The sequence below is a fragment of the Planctomycetaceae bacterium genome, assembly GCA_041398825.1.
In the GTDB taxonomy this organism is placed as follows: Bacteria; Planctomycetota; Planctomycetia; order Planctomycetales; family Planctomycetaceae; genus F1-80-MAGs062.
In genome coordinates, this window is sequence record JAWKTX010000011.1 from 234,340 (window position 1) to 251,267 (window position 16,928).

11 protein-coding genes are annotated in these 16,928 nt (G+C 53.6%); 8 read left to right on the forward strand and 3 right to left on the reverse strand.

All coding sequences use genetic code 11. From position 1 onward, the window contains the following. Positions 1-132 precede the first annotated feature (132 nt). Positions 133-2,049: an HAD-IIIC family phosphatase gene (locus tag R3C20_19780; protein MEZ6042745.1), complete on the forward strand. Its 1,917-nt coding sequence runs from the start codon at positions 133-135 to the stop codon at positions 2,047-2,049. A gap of 196 nt (positions 2,050-2,245) precedes the next feature. On the opposite strand, the gene topA is transcribed toward R3C20_19780, so the two are convergent. Next, complete coding sequence (gene topA / locus R3C20_19785; GenBank protein ID MEZ6042746.1) at positions 2,246-4,933, reverse strand: type I DNA topoisomerase; 2,688 nt, start codon at positions 4,931-4,933, stop codon at positions 2,246-2,248. 468 nt (positions 4,934-5,401) lie between these two features. Between topA and R3C20_19790 the strand changes: the two genes are divergently transcribed. Beyond that, on the forward strand, positions 5,402-8,191 hold the full coding sequence (locus tag R3C20_19790; GenBank protein ID MEZ6042747.1) for a hypothetical protein: 2,790 nt from the start codon (positions 5,402-5,404) through the stop codon (positions 8,189-8,191). Between the two features lie 479 nt (positions 8,192-8,670). Here R3C20_19790 and R3C20_19795 read toward each other — a convergent pair whose 3' ends face one another. After that, the gene (locus tag R3C20_19795) at positions 8,671-9,363 is read right to left on the reverse strand and encodes a DUF3179 domain-containing (seleno)protein (GenBank protein ID MEZ6042748.1); all 693 of its coding nucleotides are present in this window, start codon (positions 9,361-9,363) and stop codon (positions 8,671-8,673) included. A 127-nt stretch (positions 9,364-9,490) separates the two neighbouring features. Here R3C20_19795 and R3C20_19800 point away from each other — a divergent pair, with 127 nt between their 5' ends. The 6 genes from R3C20_19800 to R3C20_19825 all read left to right on the forward strand — a co-directional run bounded on the left by R3C20_19800 (position 9,491) and on the right by R3C20_19825 (position 15,636). After that, positions 9,491-10,597, forward strand: a complete 1,107-nt coding sequence (locus R3C20_19800) for a prenyltransferase/squalene oxidase repeat-containing protein (protein MEZ6042749.1) — start codon at positions 9,491-9,493, stop codon at positions 10,595-10,597. A 157-nt stretch (positions 10,598-10,754) separates the two neighbouring features. Next, on the forward strand, positions 10,755-11,642 hold the full coding sequence (locus R3C20_19805; GenBank protein MEZ6042750.1) for a hypothetical protein: 888 nt from the start codon (positions 10,755-10,757) through the stop codon (positions 11,640-11,642). Continuing rightward, positions 11,639-12,370, forward strand: coding sequence for a hypothetical protein (locus R3C20_19810; GenBank protein MEZ6042751.1), 732 nt, complete (start codon positions 11,639-11,641; stop codon positions 12,368-12,370). Before R3C20_19805 ends, R3C20_19810 begins: the two co-directional genes overlap by 4 nt. Before the next feature lie 121 nt (positions 12,371-12,491). Further along, the gene (locus R3C20_19815; GenBank protein ID MEZ6042752.1) at positions 12,492-13,241 is read left to right on the forward strand and encodes a PspA/IM30 family protein; all 750 of its coding nucleotides are present in this window, start codon (positions 12,492-12,494) and stop codon (positions 13,239-13,241) included. Between the two features lie 144 nt (positions 13,242-13,385). Then, the gene (locus R3C20_19820) at positions 13,386-15,218 is read left to right on the forward strand and encodes an AAA family ATPase (GenBank protein ID MEZ6042753.1); all 1,833 of its coding nucleotides are present in this window, start codon (positions 13,386-13,388) and stop codon (positions 15,216-15,218) included. A 130-nt stretch (positions 15,219-15,348) separates the two neighbouring features. Next, positions 15,349-15,636: a hypothetical protein gene (locus R3C20_19825; protein ID MEZ6042754.1), complete on the forward strand. Its 288-nt coding sequence runs from the start codon at positions 15,349-15,351 to the stop codon at positions 15,634-15,636. A gap of 85 nt (positions 15,637-15,721) precedes the next feature. On the opposite strand, the gene R3C20_19830 is transcribed toward R3C20_19825, so the two are convergent. Then, complete coding sequence (locus R3C20_19830; protein MEZ6042755.1) at positions 15,722-16,909, reverse strand: glycosyltransferase family 4 protein; 1,188 nt, start codon at positions 16,907-16,909, stop codon at positions 15,722-15,724. Positions 16,910-16,928 lie beyond the last annotated feature (19 nt).

Genomic DNA, 16,928 nt, shown 5'->3' on the forward strand with positions numbered 1-16,928 from the left:
CAGACCGGCCAGAAAAGGGGTTTCCCTCAGAGGGATCAGGACAGGATCTGAATTGGACTCAAGTCTTCTTGATCAACCAGCCGCAACCTCCTATTCTCCCTGCTGCCAACGACTTAGAACGGATTCTTAAGCATGTATCAATTGGCCTGGAACAACGTCGCCGTCTGGAAGAAACGCTGCGGTGACGAAACCATCCCCGCTCCGCCTGCCGATCTCCACGTCACCCGGGCAGCCGTGCTGTTCTGGGAAGAACACTGTGTCGAATGCTCCGCCCCCCAGTGCTACTCCGCCTGCACTCTGTTCGAGGCGCGAAGAGATGGCCGTTGTCGACGTTTTCAATATGGGATCATGCCAAACAAGCAGGTGAGTGGGCTGTTTAGTTTCGGCGCGGACATCAGCTTCAAACGCTGGGCAAAACTGGAAACAAAATGGCCAGCTCATCCAGCCATGCGGCCGATTGGCAGCGTGCGTCTGCATGAACGATGGATGAACGCGCTGGAACAAGCTGGCAGCCGAATCGTTCCGTTTCTGCAGCAGATATTTCCGTCGCGGCGATTCAACGGCATGTGTACCCACGTCCGCCGAAATGTCATCCGAAAACTTTCATCGAGTCACCAACTGCCAGTCGCACAAAAAAAAGGACGCACCGCTGCTGATCTTGCGGGCAGCGTTCCCGATGCATTTTACGTGAAGTGTTTTTCACCCGAATCCATCGATTTCCGGATCGTAATTGAACTCGTCACCGACGCGCCCGTCTTTCGTACCAGTTTGCAGATCACCCCTGGCTGGAACGAGCACCTGATCGACGCCGCAGAGCTGTTTGAACGCGCCGATGGAAAAGCCGGACGCATTCAGGTTTCGATTGAAAACGATCAGGAGGTGCGTCTGATATTCTCCTGGCTCGATCTGGTCCACCTGAAGAACGCTTCTGCGCTGCTCCCGAAGAGCCAGGCACCAGCTTCAGACCATGAACAACCAGCGGAGAAAATCAAGTGCGTTGCCTGGGATCTGGATAATACGCTCTGGCACGGCGTCATCGGAGATGCCGGGCCGGATGGAGTGACTGTCAATGAACAGATGGTCCACCTGGTCCGTGAATTTGATAGGCGAGGCATTCTGCAAACGATTGCCAGCAAGAACAATTACGAGACAGCATGGCCCAAAATCGAGTCCATGGGTCTCGCTGATTACTTTCTTTATCCCGCCATCAACTGGAGCCCCAAGAGCCAGAATCTGAAGCAGATCGCCAGTGAACTGAACATCAACATCGATACCTTTGCATTCGTGGATGATTCCGAATTTGAACGACACGAAGTCTCTTCGGTGCTGCCACAGGTTCGTGTCTTTGATCCATTACAGGGGCCGGAATTTGCAAATCATCCGGAATTTGATCTGCCGGTTTCATCAGAATCATCATCGCGTCGACTGAGCTACCTCGCAGAATCAAAGCGGCGTCAGATCAGCCAGAGTTTTCGTGGAGACTATGATCGATTCCTGAAAAGCTGCGGTATGTCCATGACAATTCGCAAGCCAGGCCGACAGGAGCAGCCACGATGCCTGGAATTAATTCAGCGCAGCAATCAATTCAATCTCAGCGGCAGACGCCATACCGAAGAGCAGTTTGAAGCGCTCCTTCGATCCGACGACCATGACTGCTACTGCTTTGGCGTCTCCGACAACTTTGGGGCCTATGGGATCGTTGGATTTGCAGCATTCCGCAGAAGCTCAGAGGGACCATCTCTGGTTGAATTCGTGCTTTCGTGCCGCGTCGCCCAGAAAATGGTCGAAACGACATTTTTCCTCTGGTACGCCCGGCGTCAACAGCAACAGGGATGGAACCACCTGAACGCTGAGCTGATCGTCACCCCCAAAAATGCACCGTTGAGAAGTGTCCTTGAAGCACTCGAATTCCAATGCCTGCAGAAAGACGGTGACCAGCAGATCCTTCGCCGCACTTTCAACGAGACAATTGAAGTCCCCGATGTGATTGCGATCCTGGAGCCTGGACGGCAGGACGATTCGACAGAACCAAAGCAACGGGTCGCATAGCGGCGGCGTTTGTAAGCCCCGCGTACTCTGCAGCCTGACGTGGCGGTCGCTTACTCAATGAATGCCGAGCAAGTCCGCCCCGATCAGGTTCAGGGGGACTGAAGTTTCCGGGAGCCGCAAAATCCGTGAGAACCGCGAAGGCTTTCGGAGTCCTCACGAATACTACTTTCTGTCCGGAATAGCCGACGGCGAACTATTACTCGGCCGTCTTCTTCCTGGCAGCCTTCTTCTTCGTTGAGGTTTTCTTTGCAGCCTTCGTGCCTGTTGCTGCGGATTTCTTCACTGCCTTTTTGGCGCTGCCACGTGCCGGGGCCTTGCCGGTTTTGCTTGCTTTGGCATCGAGCCATTCAATGGCCTGTTCCTGAGTGACCGTGTTGATGTCGGTGTCTTTCGGGATCGTGGCATTGATCTTTCCATGCTTCACGTAAGGCCCGAATCGGCCCTCGTAAATCCCAATTGGCTTTTCATCGGCCGGATGATTCCCCAGCTCACGAAGTGCCGTCGGGGCTGCACGCTTCTTGGTGTTACGGAGCATCTCCACGGCCGCATCCATGGTGACAGTCAACACGTTGTAAACTTCGCCGTTGAACTCATACGTGTGCGTCTTGCGATCAAAGCTGGCGAAGACCTTATCGTGGGTGACATAGGGTCCAAATCGTCCCACACCTGAATTCACCACTTTATCTGTCAGTGGATGCTTACCAATTCGCCGGGGAAGAGAGAGCAATGCCAGCGCTGTTTCAAGATCCATATTCAGCACATCGAAGCAATTGGGAACACCACATCGCTTTGGCTTTGGTCCGTCTTCTGTGACTTCGCCAAGCTGAAGATAGGGACCGAACGGACCATTCAGCAGGTAAACCGGCAAACCCTCTTCCGGGTGCATTCCCAGCGCCTGCGGGCCACGAAGCTTCTCTTCAATCAGTCGCTCAGCCACTTCGTTCGTAATGTCTGCCGGAGCAATACCATCGGGGATGGAAGCGGTGACTTTTTCTTCACCATCGATCCGCTCGAAGAATGGTCCGAACTTTCCGATGCGCACAGCAGCACTCAGCCCGTCAATTTCCAGGGTGCATGCTGTCCTTGGGTCAATGTCGCCCTCCCGCTGCTTGACCTGCTCATCCAACCCGGACGGTCCGCTGTAAAATTCGCGAAGGTACGGCAATCGATCTGCCGTTCCGGTCGCGATGTCATCCAGCGTCTGCTCCATCCCGGCCGTAAAACCAAGATTGACGAGATTTGGAAAGTGGTTTTCGAGCAGCTTGGTGACGGCCATGGCCGTGAAGGTTGGGACCAGCTGAGTTCCATTCTTACGAACATACCCGCGATCCTGAATGGTGCTGATAATGCTCGCGTAGGTACTTGGCCGACCAATACCTTCTGATTCCAGGGTCCTGACAAGCGTCGCCTCTGTGTAACGAGCCGGAGGTTTCGTCTCGTGTGGAAGTGCTTCCAGCTGCTCGCATTGCAGAACATCCGCTTCCTTCATCGCAGGCAGCGTCGAATCCTGATCCTCGAGCGCTGCCTCGGGGTCATCGGATCCTTCGACGTATGCCCGAAAGAAGCCAGCAAACTCTACGGTTCGGCCGGATGCACGAAATTCGGCATCTCCTGACTGAATGGTGACCGTGTCGAAGCGGAGCAGGGCATCCGCCATCTGCGTCGCCATCGTTCGCTTCCAGATCATCTGATACAAGCGAAATTCCGGGCCGCCCAGACCCAGCTCTTCCGCCGTCTTCATTTCATGACCGGCTGGCCGAATCGCTTCGTGAGCTTCCTGGGCCCCCTTGGTCTTATTTGTAAACTGCCTTGGTGCAGGACTCAGGAAATCTTCACCATAAAGCTTATCGACACGCTTTCGCGCCGCCTGCACAGCCTCATTGCTCAGGCTGACACTGTCGGTACGCATGTAAGTGATATGACCATCTTCATACAATCTTTGAGCGACCTGCATCGTTTGCCGCGCTGACATCCCCAACTTGCGGTTGGATTCCTGCTGCAGTGTGCTTGTCGTGAACGGCGGGTAAGGCTTCCGCGTCTGCTTTTTCTCGTCGATCTTCAAGACGGTCCATGGTTCGCTGGAGAGGCGATCCTGAAGCGCCTTTGCTGCAACTTCCTCCAGAAGCAGAACATCCGACCCTTCCTTCAGACGCCCTGTGTTCTCATCAAAGTCTCTGCCACTGGCAACACGGCGGCCTCCGACCGTCTGCAGCATCGCTTCAAATGTGGCCCCGGCAGCAACTTTCAACTGAGCCTTTAAGTCCCAGAATGAACCGCTGCGAAATTTCATTCGTTCCACTTCACGCTCAACGAGAACGCGGACAGCAACGCTTTGGACTCGGCCGGCAGAAAGCTTGGGGGCAATCTTTTTCCACAGCAGCGGGCTCAGTGTGTAACCGTAAAGCCGGTCAACGACTCGACGAGTCTCCTGGGCCTGAACCAGGTTATCATCCAGCTGGCGTGTATTCGCAATCGCCTCCAGGATGGCTTCCTTCGTGATTTCTGAGAAAGTCATACGGCTGACCGGAACCTGAGGTTTGAGAACCTGCGCCAGGTGCCATCCAATACTTTCTCCTTCGCGGTCTTCGTCAGTCGCCAGAATGAGCTCGTCAACCTGCTTGAGAGCATCTTTCAGCTCGTTCACCGTCTTCTTTTTATCAGAAGGCACGACGTACAGAGGGTCGAAATCTGATTCAACGTTCACCCCCAGATTCGACCAACTTTCTTTTTTGACAGCGGCCGGAATCTCCACAGCCTTCGCGGGCAGATCGCGTACATGTCCCATACTGGCGCGGACAATGTAATCATCCCCCAAAAAGCCTGCGATTTTCTTAGCTTTCGCTGGTGATTCCACGATCACCAATGCCTTCTTCTTCCGTGCCATTAATATCGTTTCTCTGCGAATTTCGATCTGTTTTGCGTGTGCAAAGTCCGCCAACGGGTTGAGCCATTCATTATTTGCAGATTTTGTCCCGGTATGCCACCGTCCAGGGGCGACTGTTTTCAGATCCCGAGCCCGAGACAGCCTGAACTGAATGCTTTGGTGTTGTAGAAGCATTCATCGTATGACTCAAACGCAATTCTGAATTGCCCGCAGCTCACGCCGAACAAGGACCTGCGTTTCGATGCACGCGGAGAGAAAGATCATGCCGACCTAAAGTCAATCCGCAGTTGACCTTGCCTGAATTTGCCCGACGGCTAGAATCCGGCCTCCTGACCGCACCGGGTCTGATAATTCACCGATTCAATCGAGGAATCATCGCGAGGGTGCGGTTATTGAATTTCCGGGTTTTGCCTGGAAGCTCACTGATCAGAAAATTGCCCCATTCATTTTGCCCCACGAGCATGGTTCATGGCCTCACCCTTTACATTCTTCCGCAAGAACCAGCAGTCCATGATGGTCGCGCTGGTCATACTCGCAATGATGGCTTTCACGCTGGACTCTGTGTTCGCGTCGAGAGACAGCCAATTCACGATGCTTGGCGTTATGCTGGGTGCCGCTATCTGCGGAATCGCCGGAATCGGTCAGGGCAAGTGGATCCAGTACGGCATTGGGGGTGCAATTCTGGGTGGTCTTTGCGGCTGGATCATGCCCAGGTACCTTCGAAGCCCTGCCGACGGTGAGCCCATCATCGCAACCTCTCTGGGAGTCTTCGACAACAAGCGGATCTACGATCTTCAGATTCAGCGGGGGATTGCAGATCAATTTATGGCTCGGGCTTTCGAGTCGTCCTTCGGAGAAGGCACGGCTCAATTCGCGACCCGGTTTGGTTTTGGCCATCAGAATCAACGGGAAGACCTGATCTTCGGCGAAATCATGCGAAGTGAAGCTGACAAGCTTGGCATCGTTGTGACAGATGACATGGTTTCCAGCTACATCAACAGCCAGACTTCTAACAAGCTGACCGGCGAGGCATTCGCGAAGATTCGCACAAGCCTCTCCATTGAAGGCCAGAAAATCAGCGAAGACAGGCTGTTTGATATCCTGAGATCCGAAATCAAGGGCATGATGGCCTATCGGGCAACGCAGCCTCAGGTGAGCGTTATGCCGCCACCACCCGAACTCTACTACAATCTCTACAAGCGTCTAAACGTCAGCCAGCGGTTGAACACCGCGATGATTGATGTTGACGCTTTTCTCGATGCCGTTCCCGAGCCGGAAGAAGCTCAGATTGTTGACCTGTTCTCAAACGCTCGGCTCTATTACCCCAATGAAAAAGGCCCCGGAGAAGCTGGGTTCCGTCAGCCCCGAAAAGTGAAACTCGCCTATCTGGAAGTCGATTATAAGACGATTGAATCACAGACTCCGGCCGTAACTGATGCCGATGCTGAAGCCTACTACAACGAAAACAAGGAAACTCTCTACAAGCGGCCCGTAACCCCGAAACCACCGGAAGTTCCGGCTACGCCAGCTGGCGAGGATGCCAATCCGGATTCAGAAAAAGCGTCGACCGAAGCGGTTGAAAAAACGTCCACCGGCGAAAAACCGGCTGAAGTCCCGGCCACGCCCGTAACTGAGGACACCACGCCGGATTCAGAAAAAGCGTCAACCGAAGCGGTTGAGAAAACAGCCACCGAAGAAAAACCGGCTGAGGCGTCAGAGGAAGCGGCAAAAACTGACGCGGCTGCTTCAGAAAGTGCCGAAGACACTCCGGCAGAAACTGAAGAAACAGGCACCGAATGTGGCCCGACTGATGAAGCAGCCGCAAGTGATGAAGCTGCTACCAGTGATGAAGCAGCTACCATTGGTGACGCAGCAGCCGGTGGTGACGCAGCCACCAATGATGAAGCAAAACAGGCCACCCAGACCGACGCCTCAGGTACAACGGAAACAGCAGTGACCGAGGAGAAAAAGGAGGCAACCACGGAGTCCGGAGCCGAGGCTTCAACGTCCGCTGCCACAGACGAAACCTCCTCCACCCCGCTCGCTATCCCTTCAACCGGCGAAGCGGAAGCAGCCGAAGAGGCATTCCCGGAACCCGCATTCGAGTATCGTCCACTGGACGATGAGCTCAAGGCGGAAATCAAAGAACAGCTGCTGGCGAGCCGGGTCAGAGACGCACTCGCGGCCCAGGCATCCGAACTGCATGCCAAAATGCAGGCGCAGCATTCCGAACGCAGAAATAAACGTTTCGAGATTAAGAAGGAAAATCAGTCCATTACCGACGAAGAACTGGCCGAGCAAATGAAGGAATATTCCAAAGGAATCACCGAGTTTGCTCGCAGCCTCGACGACGACAAATCCACTTACGTGGAAACTCCTTTCGTCAGTTACGCAGAATTGACAGATGACGAAGATTATCCCGTGGGAGCAGCAACTCCGCCGGGCGGCAATCCTTTCGCTCCGTCCGGTGCCAGCGTCGCAGACACGACGTTTTCACTTCCTGGCGATGATCTTCAGTTCTTTAATCCTCGTCACTCCGTTCGCACTTCATTTGACCTGGATGGCGGGGAATCACACTACGTTTGGTGGATCGTAGACAACGTTGACTCGCATGTGCCAACGCTTGAGGAGCCCGGCATTCGCGATGAAGTTATCCTGACACTGAAGCGTCAAAGTGCCCGGGAACTTGCCAGGAAGCGTGCTGAAGCCCTTGCGAAGACTGTCACTGACGGACTCGCTCTTTCGGATGACGAAAAGAAGCCCATGGCAACAACTCTGGAAGACGTGACAGTCACGGGGAGTGACGAATCCGCAAAGGTTGCAGTTCGCCAGACACTCACATTCACGTGGATGCGTCAGCAAATGATGAATCAGCAAATGGCGATGTTCCAGCGACCACAGGCAGTCCTTTCACAGATTCAATTCGCGGATGCTTCCGGTGATTCGATCGAATTGGCATTCGACGACTTCATGAAGGTGGTCTTCGAAGATCTGGATAATGAGGAAGTCGGAGTCGCACCGAACGCTGACATCAGCAAGTTCTACGTTGTTCAGGTCGTTGACCGAGTGCCAACAGCAGAGGTGGGGGAAGACTCACTGCGAGAACGATTCCTGAACGAAGGCAAGCAGTTTGGTTTTAGTCAGAGCCCGCTTTTTGCGATGATGCAGCAAACCGTCGGAAACCCGACAGCAATCGAATGGGAAAAGAATCTCTGGCGAAAATACGACGTTGATCCGGACGCTCCTCGCGAAGAGTAGTCTTTGTCAGGTGTTTCCAAATAACACGACGAGCCCGGGATTCGTAATGAATGCCGGGCTCGCTCCGTTTGGGTAGAAGAACATCCTCAACCGCAGAATCCCTTTCGGATAACAGTCGATCTGAAGCGGCATGCCGATTGGCACCAACAGGGTTCGAACGCTGCTGAATGACATCCGACGAAACGAAACTTCGGGCTGCCTCTCTATCCGACCGCATGCCCCAATTCTGAAGACATCACGCGTAGTTCAACAGCTTGGTGGCACACGGGCAGGCCGCACGCATCCAGTTTGACTCTGCGTCTTTTGTCTCCATTGCAAATGCCGGAACACGGCAGGACGACACGGAGAGAGAATCAATTCACCTGCATCAACTGTAACGCCACAGGCGAATCTGAGCCGCAACGTTCACGCAGTGCCCGGGCCGAACTTCAACAAATTCTCCAGAGCCCTGAGCTGAGAGGATGCGGCATCAACAGAGTTCAGGGGGCTTGAACACCCTGATACACAACAGTCTCGGGATGTTCCACTTTCCAGGCGATCCATACAGTGCGAACATAGTCAACATCTGTAAGCGGAAGATCAGTCGCATTATGGTCGTAAATGATGCCGTCGAGATTTACCTTTAATGATCCATCCACGACGCCATTTGAGGTCATGCCAATCGTCTTTGCGAGGGATTCCGTCGAAAATACACGAACAACGTCTGATTCAGAACAATAGGCGATGGTCACAGGTGTCTCATCGACGAGGCAATTCACCACAGCACTGTTCGGCTGCTTCATCGCATCCATCAGAAATGCGACAGATTTACCATCCACAATGCAGCCGACAATCATCGCCTCTTCGGGAAGATCAGCATCCGCGGCTGCCGTCATAGGAGGATTATGAACGGCGTTATCGTTTGCCGAGATCGGCGTAGAGGCTGGGTTGGATACCGGCTCCATTGTGGCAGGAGCTGCGACCTCGCTGTTCTTCAGGACGTCGGATTCCCCGGTTTTGATTTCGCCATTCCCTTCAGAGACCGTCGTCTGAGCCGTGTCAGTCACGACGACGTCAATTGATTCATGACCTGCGTCTGCAGGTCCGGCAGGCGAATCTGAACCACCACATCCCGTTAAAAGCACAAACCCAAGAATGGCCGAAGGCACCGGACGCAGCCGTAAAGTACGCATTGTATTTGGGGCGAGGGCAAACATTTGCTAAAAGTCCCGAACTGGGTCGTCGAATCAGCAGTAGGCTTGGTCTACCCGTGAATGATACCATCAACCAAAAAATCAGAAAACCGGGGTCTGCGCAACAATGAGTCTAAACTCCGTAAGAACCGGATATTCCCCCCCGCATCGTAAGTCCGGTGCACGTCACGTTGGCATTCGGTACTTTCTGATCGTTGCGGCCGTGATCATTTGTGGTCCGCACGCAAAGGTTCCGGGCAACTCGACGGCATCTGCATCCGTCATTGATGCTGACGTCGACGCAACCGTCGAGCGCGGACTGGACTATCTGGTCTCTCTGCAAAAACGACAGGGGTACTGGGAGGCAAATCAGGGACAATACCGTGTCGCAATGACAGCCTTGTGCGGGGTCGCAATGCTCGCTGAAGGCTCCACAACCACAACCGGTAAGTATGCACAATCCATTCGACTTGCCGTGGACTATCTGCTCTCGATGAGTCGCCCCAATGGCTTGATTGGGTACCGTGAAGACTACCACTACACCTATGGGCATGGATTTTCGATGCTTTTCCTGAGCCAGGTGTACGGTGAAGAAGAAGATGCGAAACGGCGTGAAGAGATCCGTGACGTACTGATTCGCGCCGTTCAGTTTTGTGCTGATGCACAGACGAGTCGAGGTGGCTGGGGTTATGTTTCGGCCAAAGAAGGAAACGACTTCGACGAAGGGTCAACCTGCATCACTCAGGTTCAGGGGCTCAGAGCCTGTCGGAATGCAGGCATACCGGTCTCAAAAGAGATCATCGAGAATGCAAAGACCTATATCGCGGAATGCACAACAGAGCAGGGGGGCGTGCAGTACAGTATTCGCGGTGGCGGCGCCAGGCCTCCCATCACCGCCGCTGCCCTCGCCGCTTTATTCAACGCTGGCGAGTACGAGACCGACTTAACAAAACGGATGCGGAACTACTGCTCCCGAACGATCTGGCCGGATAAGTCACTGACCTCAAGCAACGGTCACTGGCACTACATGCATTTCTATTTTTCGCAGGTCGTTTACAGAACCGGCGGCGACGATTGGGAGAAATACAGAACTGAGCTGAATCAGAAGCTGATGCAGGACGCGTTGCCTACCGGAGGCTGGGCCGATCAACAGGTTGGAAACGTGTACACAACAGCTCTGAATTGCATCATGTTGCAGCTCGAAAAAGGATTCCTGCCGATCTATCAGCGTTAGATTCACCCGTCCTGATCGAATGATTTCGACAGAGGAAACTTGCATGCCTCATTTCAGTTACCCAGGTCCGATACTTCTCAGTTGCATCCTCACGGTCGCCGCGGGATGCAGTGGCGAATCTTCCCAGCAGCCTGCAGGCAGTACGCCCGCAACAGAAATGAAGTCGAGCGTTCAGAATGATGAGCGAAACACTTCAACATCGGAATCCACTCCGGACAGCAATGCTGTTGATGATAACAAAGTTGTCGACCAGGAAGTGACATTTGAACCTCTGTCCCTGAACGCACTCGGTGGTGGTTCGGTGAATGCCACCGGGGCATCGGAGACAAACGCAGAAGCCAGCATTCGGAGTATCATGCAACACCTGAAACCGCTTCAGGTCATGTTGGGAGGATGGCGAGGAACTACGCGACGCGAATATGAGGGCTTCAAGGCAGTCGACAATCACGAATGGATCTGGGATCTGCGCACAAACCCCTCCCAACCTGCATTAATCATTGAATCCGATAAGAGCCCCTATCTGCGAAAGGGACGTATCACGTGGGACGAGTCCCGGGGCCAGTTCGCACTGCAGGCGACTGATGGAGAGGGTATCACAAGGGACTTCTACGGCCGTTTTACAGAACCGGTGCAGGAAGTTGTGGGAAGCGATGACAAGCTTCACAGAGTATTCCGACTCCAATTCGATCAAGATGCAGAAACGGATGTGGATGGCAGCCAACCGAACGATTTCTGGCAAATCGCGTTTGCTCAACAAGACAACAACCGGTACCTGCTTGAAGTGGCCCACCGTCGCGCAAAAACAGATTTCCGTCGATATGACACCGTGTCGACTCAACGAGAAGGCACATCCTTTGCCATCAATGATTCCGACTACGGCGAGAAAACCTGCATCATCTCAGAGGGGCTCGGGACAATTCAGGTCAGCTACAAGGGTCGCGACTACTGGGTCTGCTGCACAGGCTGCAAGGCTGCATTTGACGAAGACCCTGAAAAGTGGATAGCCCGAGCGGCTGAACGAGACAAGGAAAAGAAGAAACAATGAAAAATGAACTGCTTTCTCCGGGCGGACTCAGAACTCGCGTGATCGACGATCTTGGAGACTCCGCGCCAAAGCTGATGGTGATCCTCTGTCACGGATTCGGAGCCTCCGGGGACGATCTTGTCCCGGTTGCTGAATGGCTGATTGATAGCAGCGATCTGATTGCATCAACATGCCAGTTTGCCTGTCCGGAAGCTCCTGTCGACTTAACAAAAATGGGTATGCCTGGCGCACGTGCCTGGTGGCCCATCAATATGGCGTTACTGGCCGAAATCAATCAGACTCGAAACTACCAACAGCTAACGGAGCTGACGCCTGACGGAATGCTGACGGCCACCGAACAGCTCAATCAGTCGATCAAAGAGCTGCTCACCGATAGAAGCCTGAGTCAGAATCAGGTGGTCCTGGGCGGCTTCTCTCAGGGAGCGATGTGTTCGACCGATGTCGTCCTGCGGCACGGATTTTCACCGGCAATGCTCGCGTTATTCTCCGGCACCATGCTTTGTCGGGAAGACTGGACAAATCTTGCAAAGGCACATCCGGGCTGTCAGGTATTCCAGTCCCATGGGCAACAGGACATGGTTCTGCCATTTCGGCCCGCTGTGGAACTCAGCCAAATGCTGTTTGACGCCGATTTCAGGACCGAATTTCATGAATTTCAGGGAGGCCACACCATACCTGCGTCGGTCCTTCATGAGTTTTCAGAGTCCCTCAGTAGTTTGCTTGGTTGAGTGAGTTGAGAAACGCAATTACTATCCCATCCTTGGTTTGTGTTTGGGCGACATACCGCCGCCGGAATTAGCATCCAATTACCGAAACAGTCGCGTCAGTTGTTGAAACAGGACCTTAGACATGATCGTTGGAAAGATCTGGAGTGCCTTCAAGGCTCAGATGAACAAACTGGCCAACTTCTTCTGGACTGCCGATCCCATAGCGCAGATGCAATATGAATACGATCAGGCTGTTGAGCAACTGAAAGGTGGAAAAGACGGACTCGCTCAGTATCGAGCCCTCGTGGAACGCGTCAGCCAGCAGGTTGCCAATGACAAACGCCACGTGGCTAAACTTGAAGGCCAGGTGAAAGCGTACCTGCAGGCGGGTGACCGACAAACGGCAGCAAAGTTTGCGCTGGAGATGCAGAAGGCAAAAGACCAGCTCGCAGAAAACATTTCCCAGCTGGAAATGCACGAGAAAGCTTACGAAAACAACCTGCTGAAAATTAAGAATGCCACGAAGAAAGTCGGCGAGATCAAAGAGAAGATGCACAAGTACGATGCGGAATTGAAGATGAGCCGGGCGGAAGCAGAGCTGTCCGAAATTGCAGGCTCCTTCAACTTCGATGTCACGACGGATCTGGGACAAATTGAAAACGTACTGCAGGACCAAATCAACAAGAACAGGGCAAAGGCTCGTGTCGCCTCCGACCTGTCGGAACAAGGCATCGAACAAATCGAGCGAGAAACCGCTGCGGAAGCTGCCATGGCTGAGGATGCCCTGAAACAGTTCGAACTGGAACTCGGCATGATTTCACCACAGACCGTTAATATCGGACAGGAGGAAAAAGACCTGGGACCTTCGCAGAAGACAACGGAGCTCAACTAAGCTCTTCCGAAAACGGCAGGAAAAGCCCGGCAGACACTGTCGGGCTTTTTTCACATGCATGTCGTTCGTCATCCAATCAGATCACGACAGAAGGTCCAGAAAGAAGGCGACGGAATTCTGCCGACCCATGCGAAAGCGCGAATCATGTCTGACGTCATTGAGAATGCATCCCCAACTGTAACTGAACTGGCTCTGCCGGAATGGTACCCATCGTGGGCCGTCCGACTTTCACAAGCCTATTTTGCGGGGACGTCCTGCTTCTTCGTTCTTCATGGAAACATCCACGACCTCGTCCCGTGCGAACGTGATGGAAACACCGAATTCCTGAGTGTTTCCGAGTTCCTTGGAGAGTTCATCTTTGGCCGCTGGGATTTGGTGCTGAAACACAACCTGAGTACGGGACTTCAGGCACTCTCCGGTTCAGATAACGCACGTCACCAGGAAATGATGCGAGAACTGACGGCACTATTCGGCCCGTACAGAAACTGGTCGCGCGACCCAGACAATATTCTCCTGACTCTGGACCAGATGATTGAGCGATACCTGGTAGAAAGTGACCCACGCAAACGCAAACGAATGGCAGTCCTCTTCGACTTTGGACAATACCTCGTCCCGCCAGGTGACCCGGTGCAAATCTCAGGGCGAATTGCCTCCAGAGTCGTTCGATTCGTTGACTGGGCTCGCAACCCATACATCCGCAGAGTGAACATGGCTTTCTGCCTGATCGCCGAAAGTCTGTCCGAGGTCAATGAGCGACTGACGGCCAGCCCGTATGTCGCTGCGATTGAAATCCCGATGCCTGACCGAACGGCCCGCGACAGATTTGTCAGACACAGACTCTCAAATCCATCTGAGACAAAGTCGGACTCCCCGGCGCTCCTTCCATCTGCTCCCGACCCGACCAGACCACAAGAGGAGCCATTGGACGCCACGCAGTTGATTGCAGGGTCAAATGGCCTGAGCCTGCTGAGTCTCGAACATCTGCTGGCAGATTCAGCCCGCGCTGGAGGTGTTTCCGCGAAACAGTTTCGCGAAATGAAAAAGACAGCGATCGAGCGACAATGTGGTGGGTACCTCGAGTTCGTGGAACCTCGACATACTCTGGACCTGGTCGTTGGCCATGAAGCAGCCTGTCGTCGGCTCAGAGAAGATGCAGAGTTGATCTCAAACGGCTACGCCGAAGCATCCCCCATGGGATACTTGTTCTGTGGAGCAGTGGGCACGGGAAAGACGTTCCTTGCGGAATGCTATGCTGGCTCAATTGGAATCCCGTGTGTGAAACTGAAGAACTTCCGGTCGAAGTACGTGGGCGAGACGGAAGGGAACCTCCAGAGAGTGCTGACTGTACTCAGAAGTCTGGGACCGGTCGTCGTCATTATCGATGAAGCTGATGCGTCGCTTGGCGACAGAAACCAGAATGGCGACTCAGGCACAGGGAGCCGCGTATTCTCAATGATTGCCCAGCAGATGGGAGACACACGCTATCGTGGCCGCATCATCTGGATGCTGCTGACATGTCGTCCGGATCTTTTGCCCATCGACCTGAAACGTCAGGGACGAGCAGAAGTGCATATCCCTCTCTTCTATCCGGACAATGACGAAGAAATCCGGGAAATGTTTCGGGTGATGTGTCGCAAGAACAACATCTCCATCGACCCCTCGGCACTGACATTTCCTCAGAAACATGGTCAGCTAAGTGGTGCAGATATCGAAAGCATCGTCCTGACTGCAAAAAGAAAGGCACTCCTCGCCCGTCGTGATATCGTGACTGCCCAGGACATACTGGATACTGTGGCTGAATTTATCCCCTCCGCTCAGGGTATGGAGAAAGAAATGCAGGAGCTGGCTGCTGTTCTGGAATGCACGCAGCTCGACTTTCTGAATGACTCATGGAGAGAATCGATCGAGTCTCAGGATGGACGATCACGGATGCAGCAAAGAATGACGCACCTGCGAAATCTGATTGAGAGTATGTAGCAAATGACCTACCCCCGGGCGGAATCAAATTCCTGATTTCAAAGCGATTCACGTGCAGAGCACGTGCAACACAGATAACATCCACCTCTACAACTCCACGTAGAAAACTTCTCATTAAGGTTCTTGAACAATGGCACGAAAAAGCTGGGTCGATCCGGACACAAATGAACCATTGATCGACGACTATGCAAAGAAGCTTCAGACTTTCGCGACGGCGTTTTCGGACGGCGTCATTTCAGAACAGGAAATCAGCGATCAGGAGGCCAGACTTGTTGACCTGATGAAGGAAATCGAACCACTGCTGGATGACCAAACGCACGCCAAAGTCACGCGTTTGCTCTGCGAACTCACCGCCTATGACATCATGCAGTTCGTTTTTGAGATGCAACAAACGAGAGCCGCGGCATTTCGCGGATAACGTCGCTGTACCACTGTCGCACTCCCGCACAACGGGAGTGCGAGAGCACCAACGCGGACCGCCCGTTTATCTGACAGTGCCGCGTTTATCTGACAGCGCTGCGTAGTACCTCTTCGTAGACCAGGCGTATCTGCTCGGTCATGTGCCGATGGCAGAATCGAGTGCTGCAGTGCGTTCTGCCGTTTTGCCCAAGGCGAATTCTTAGCGCGGGGTCTGAGGCTAACCGAATGACAGCCTCTTCCAGTTTTTTTGTATTTCGAACGGGAACCAGAAGACCCGTCTGCTCGTGAATACAAACTTCAGGCGCTCCATCGTTATCGAAACTGATGATCGGTTTGCCCGCAAGCGATCCCTGCGGCAACACCCTCGCAAGCCCCTCCCAGACACTGGTATGCACAACCATATCAGAGGCATGGATGTAGCTGCCAACGTCTTCAGGGGAAATCAGTCCCGTGAAAATGAAGTGCTGATCCAACCCCATTCCCCGAATTCTTTGCTGAAACTCGTCCCGCAGTACTCCATCTCCAACCAGTACAAATCGGACATTCGGGACAGCGTTCACAATGGCCGGGGCAGCGTCAAGCAGGTATTCGTGCCCTTTCAGGTGAAAGAGTCGAGCCACTTTGGTGACGACGACATGTTCCGGATGCAAACCCAGTTCCCGGCGAAACTCCAACGGATCTCGCGTTGAATTAAGAAAATTCTGTGTCTCCATTCCACTGTAGATCGTCGTGAATTTGTCAGCGCTCGCAATACCCGCCTGCACATACTGATTCGACATCGCATCGCAAACACTGATGAATCGCTGGCACCAGCGCGCCGCCATCCGCTCAGCCTGTCGATAACACCAATGCAGGACGGCCGGTTGTCCGTAATGAAAAGACGCACCATGAATCGTATGCACCGCAGGAATTCCAAGTCGGTGAGCCGCATAGCGTCCAAGAATTCCCGCCTTCGAACTGTGCGTGTGGACCACATCCGGCGCGAATTCTTTCAACTGCCGGATGATCGCCCGAAGAGCTCTCATATCTTTTGCAGGAGACAGAGACCGATGAAGGTCTTGCAGGACTCGCACGTCCAATTCCCTGGCCATTGCGCGAGGTATCAGAGTTCCCTCCGGCCCCAACCCCGGGCCCGTGATCAGGCAAACCTGATCACCGTGAAGGTGGTGCTGGTCGTCCACGCTGTAAAGCGTGTTCTCCTGAGCGCCTCCGAGAATCAGGCGGGTAATAATATGGGCCACACGCATCAAATAACGCTCATCGATATTCATGAAAAAAGCGAGCTGCAGC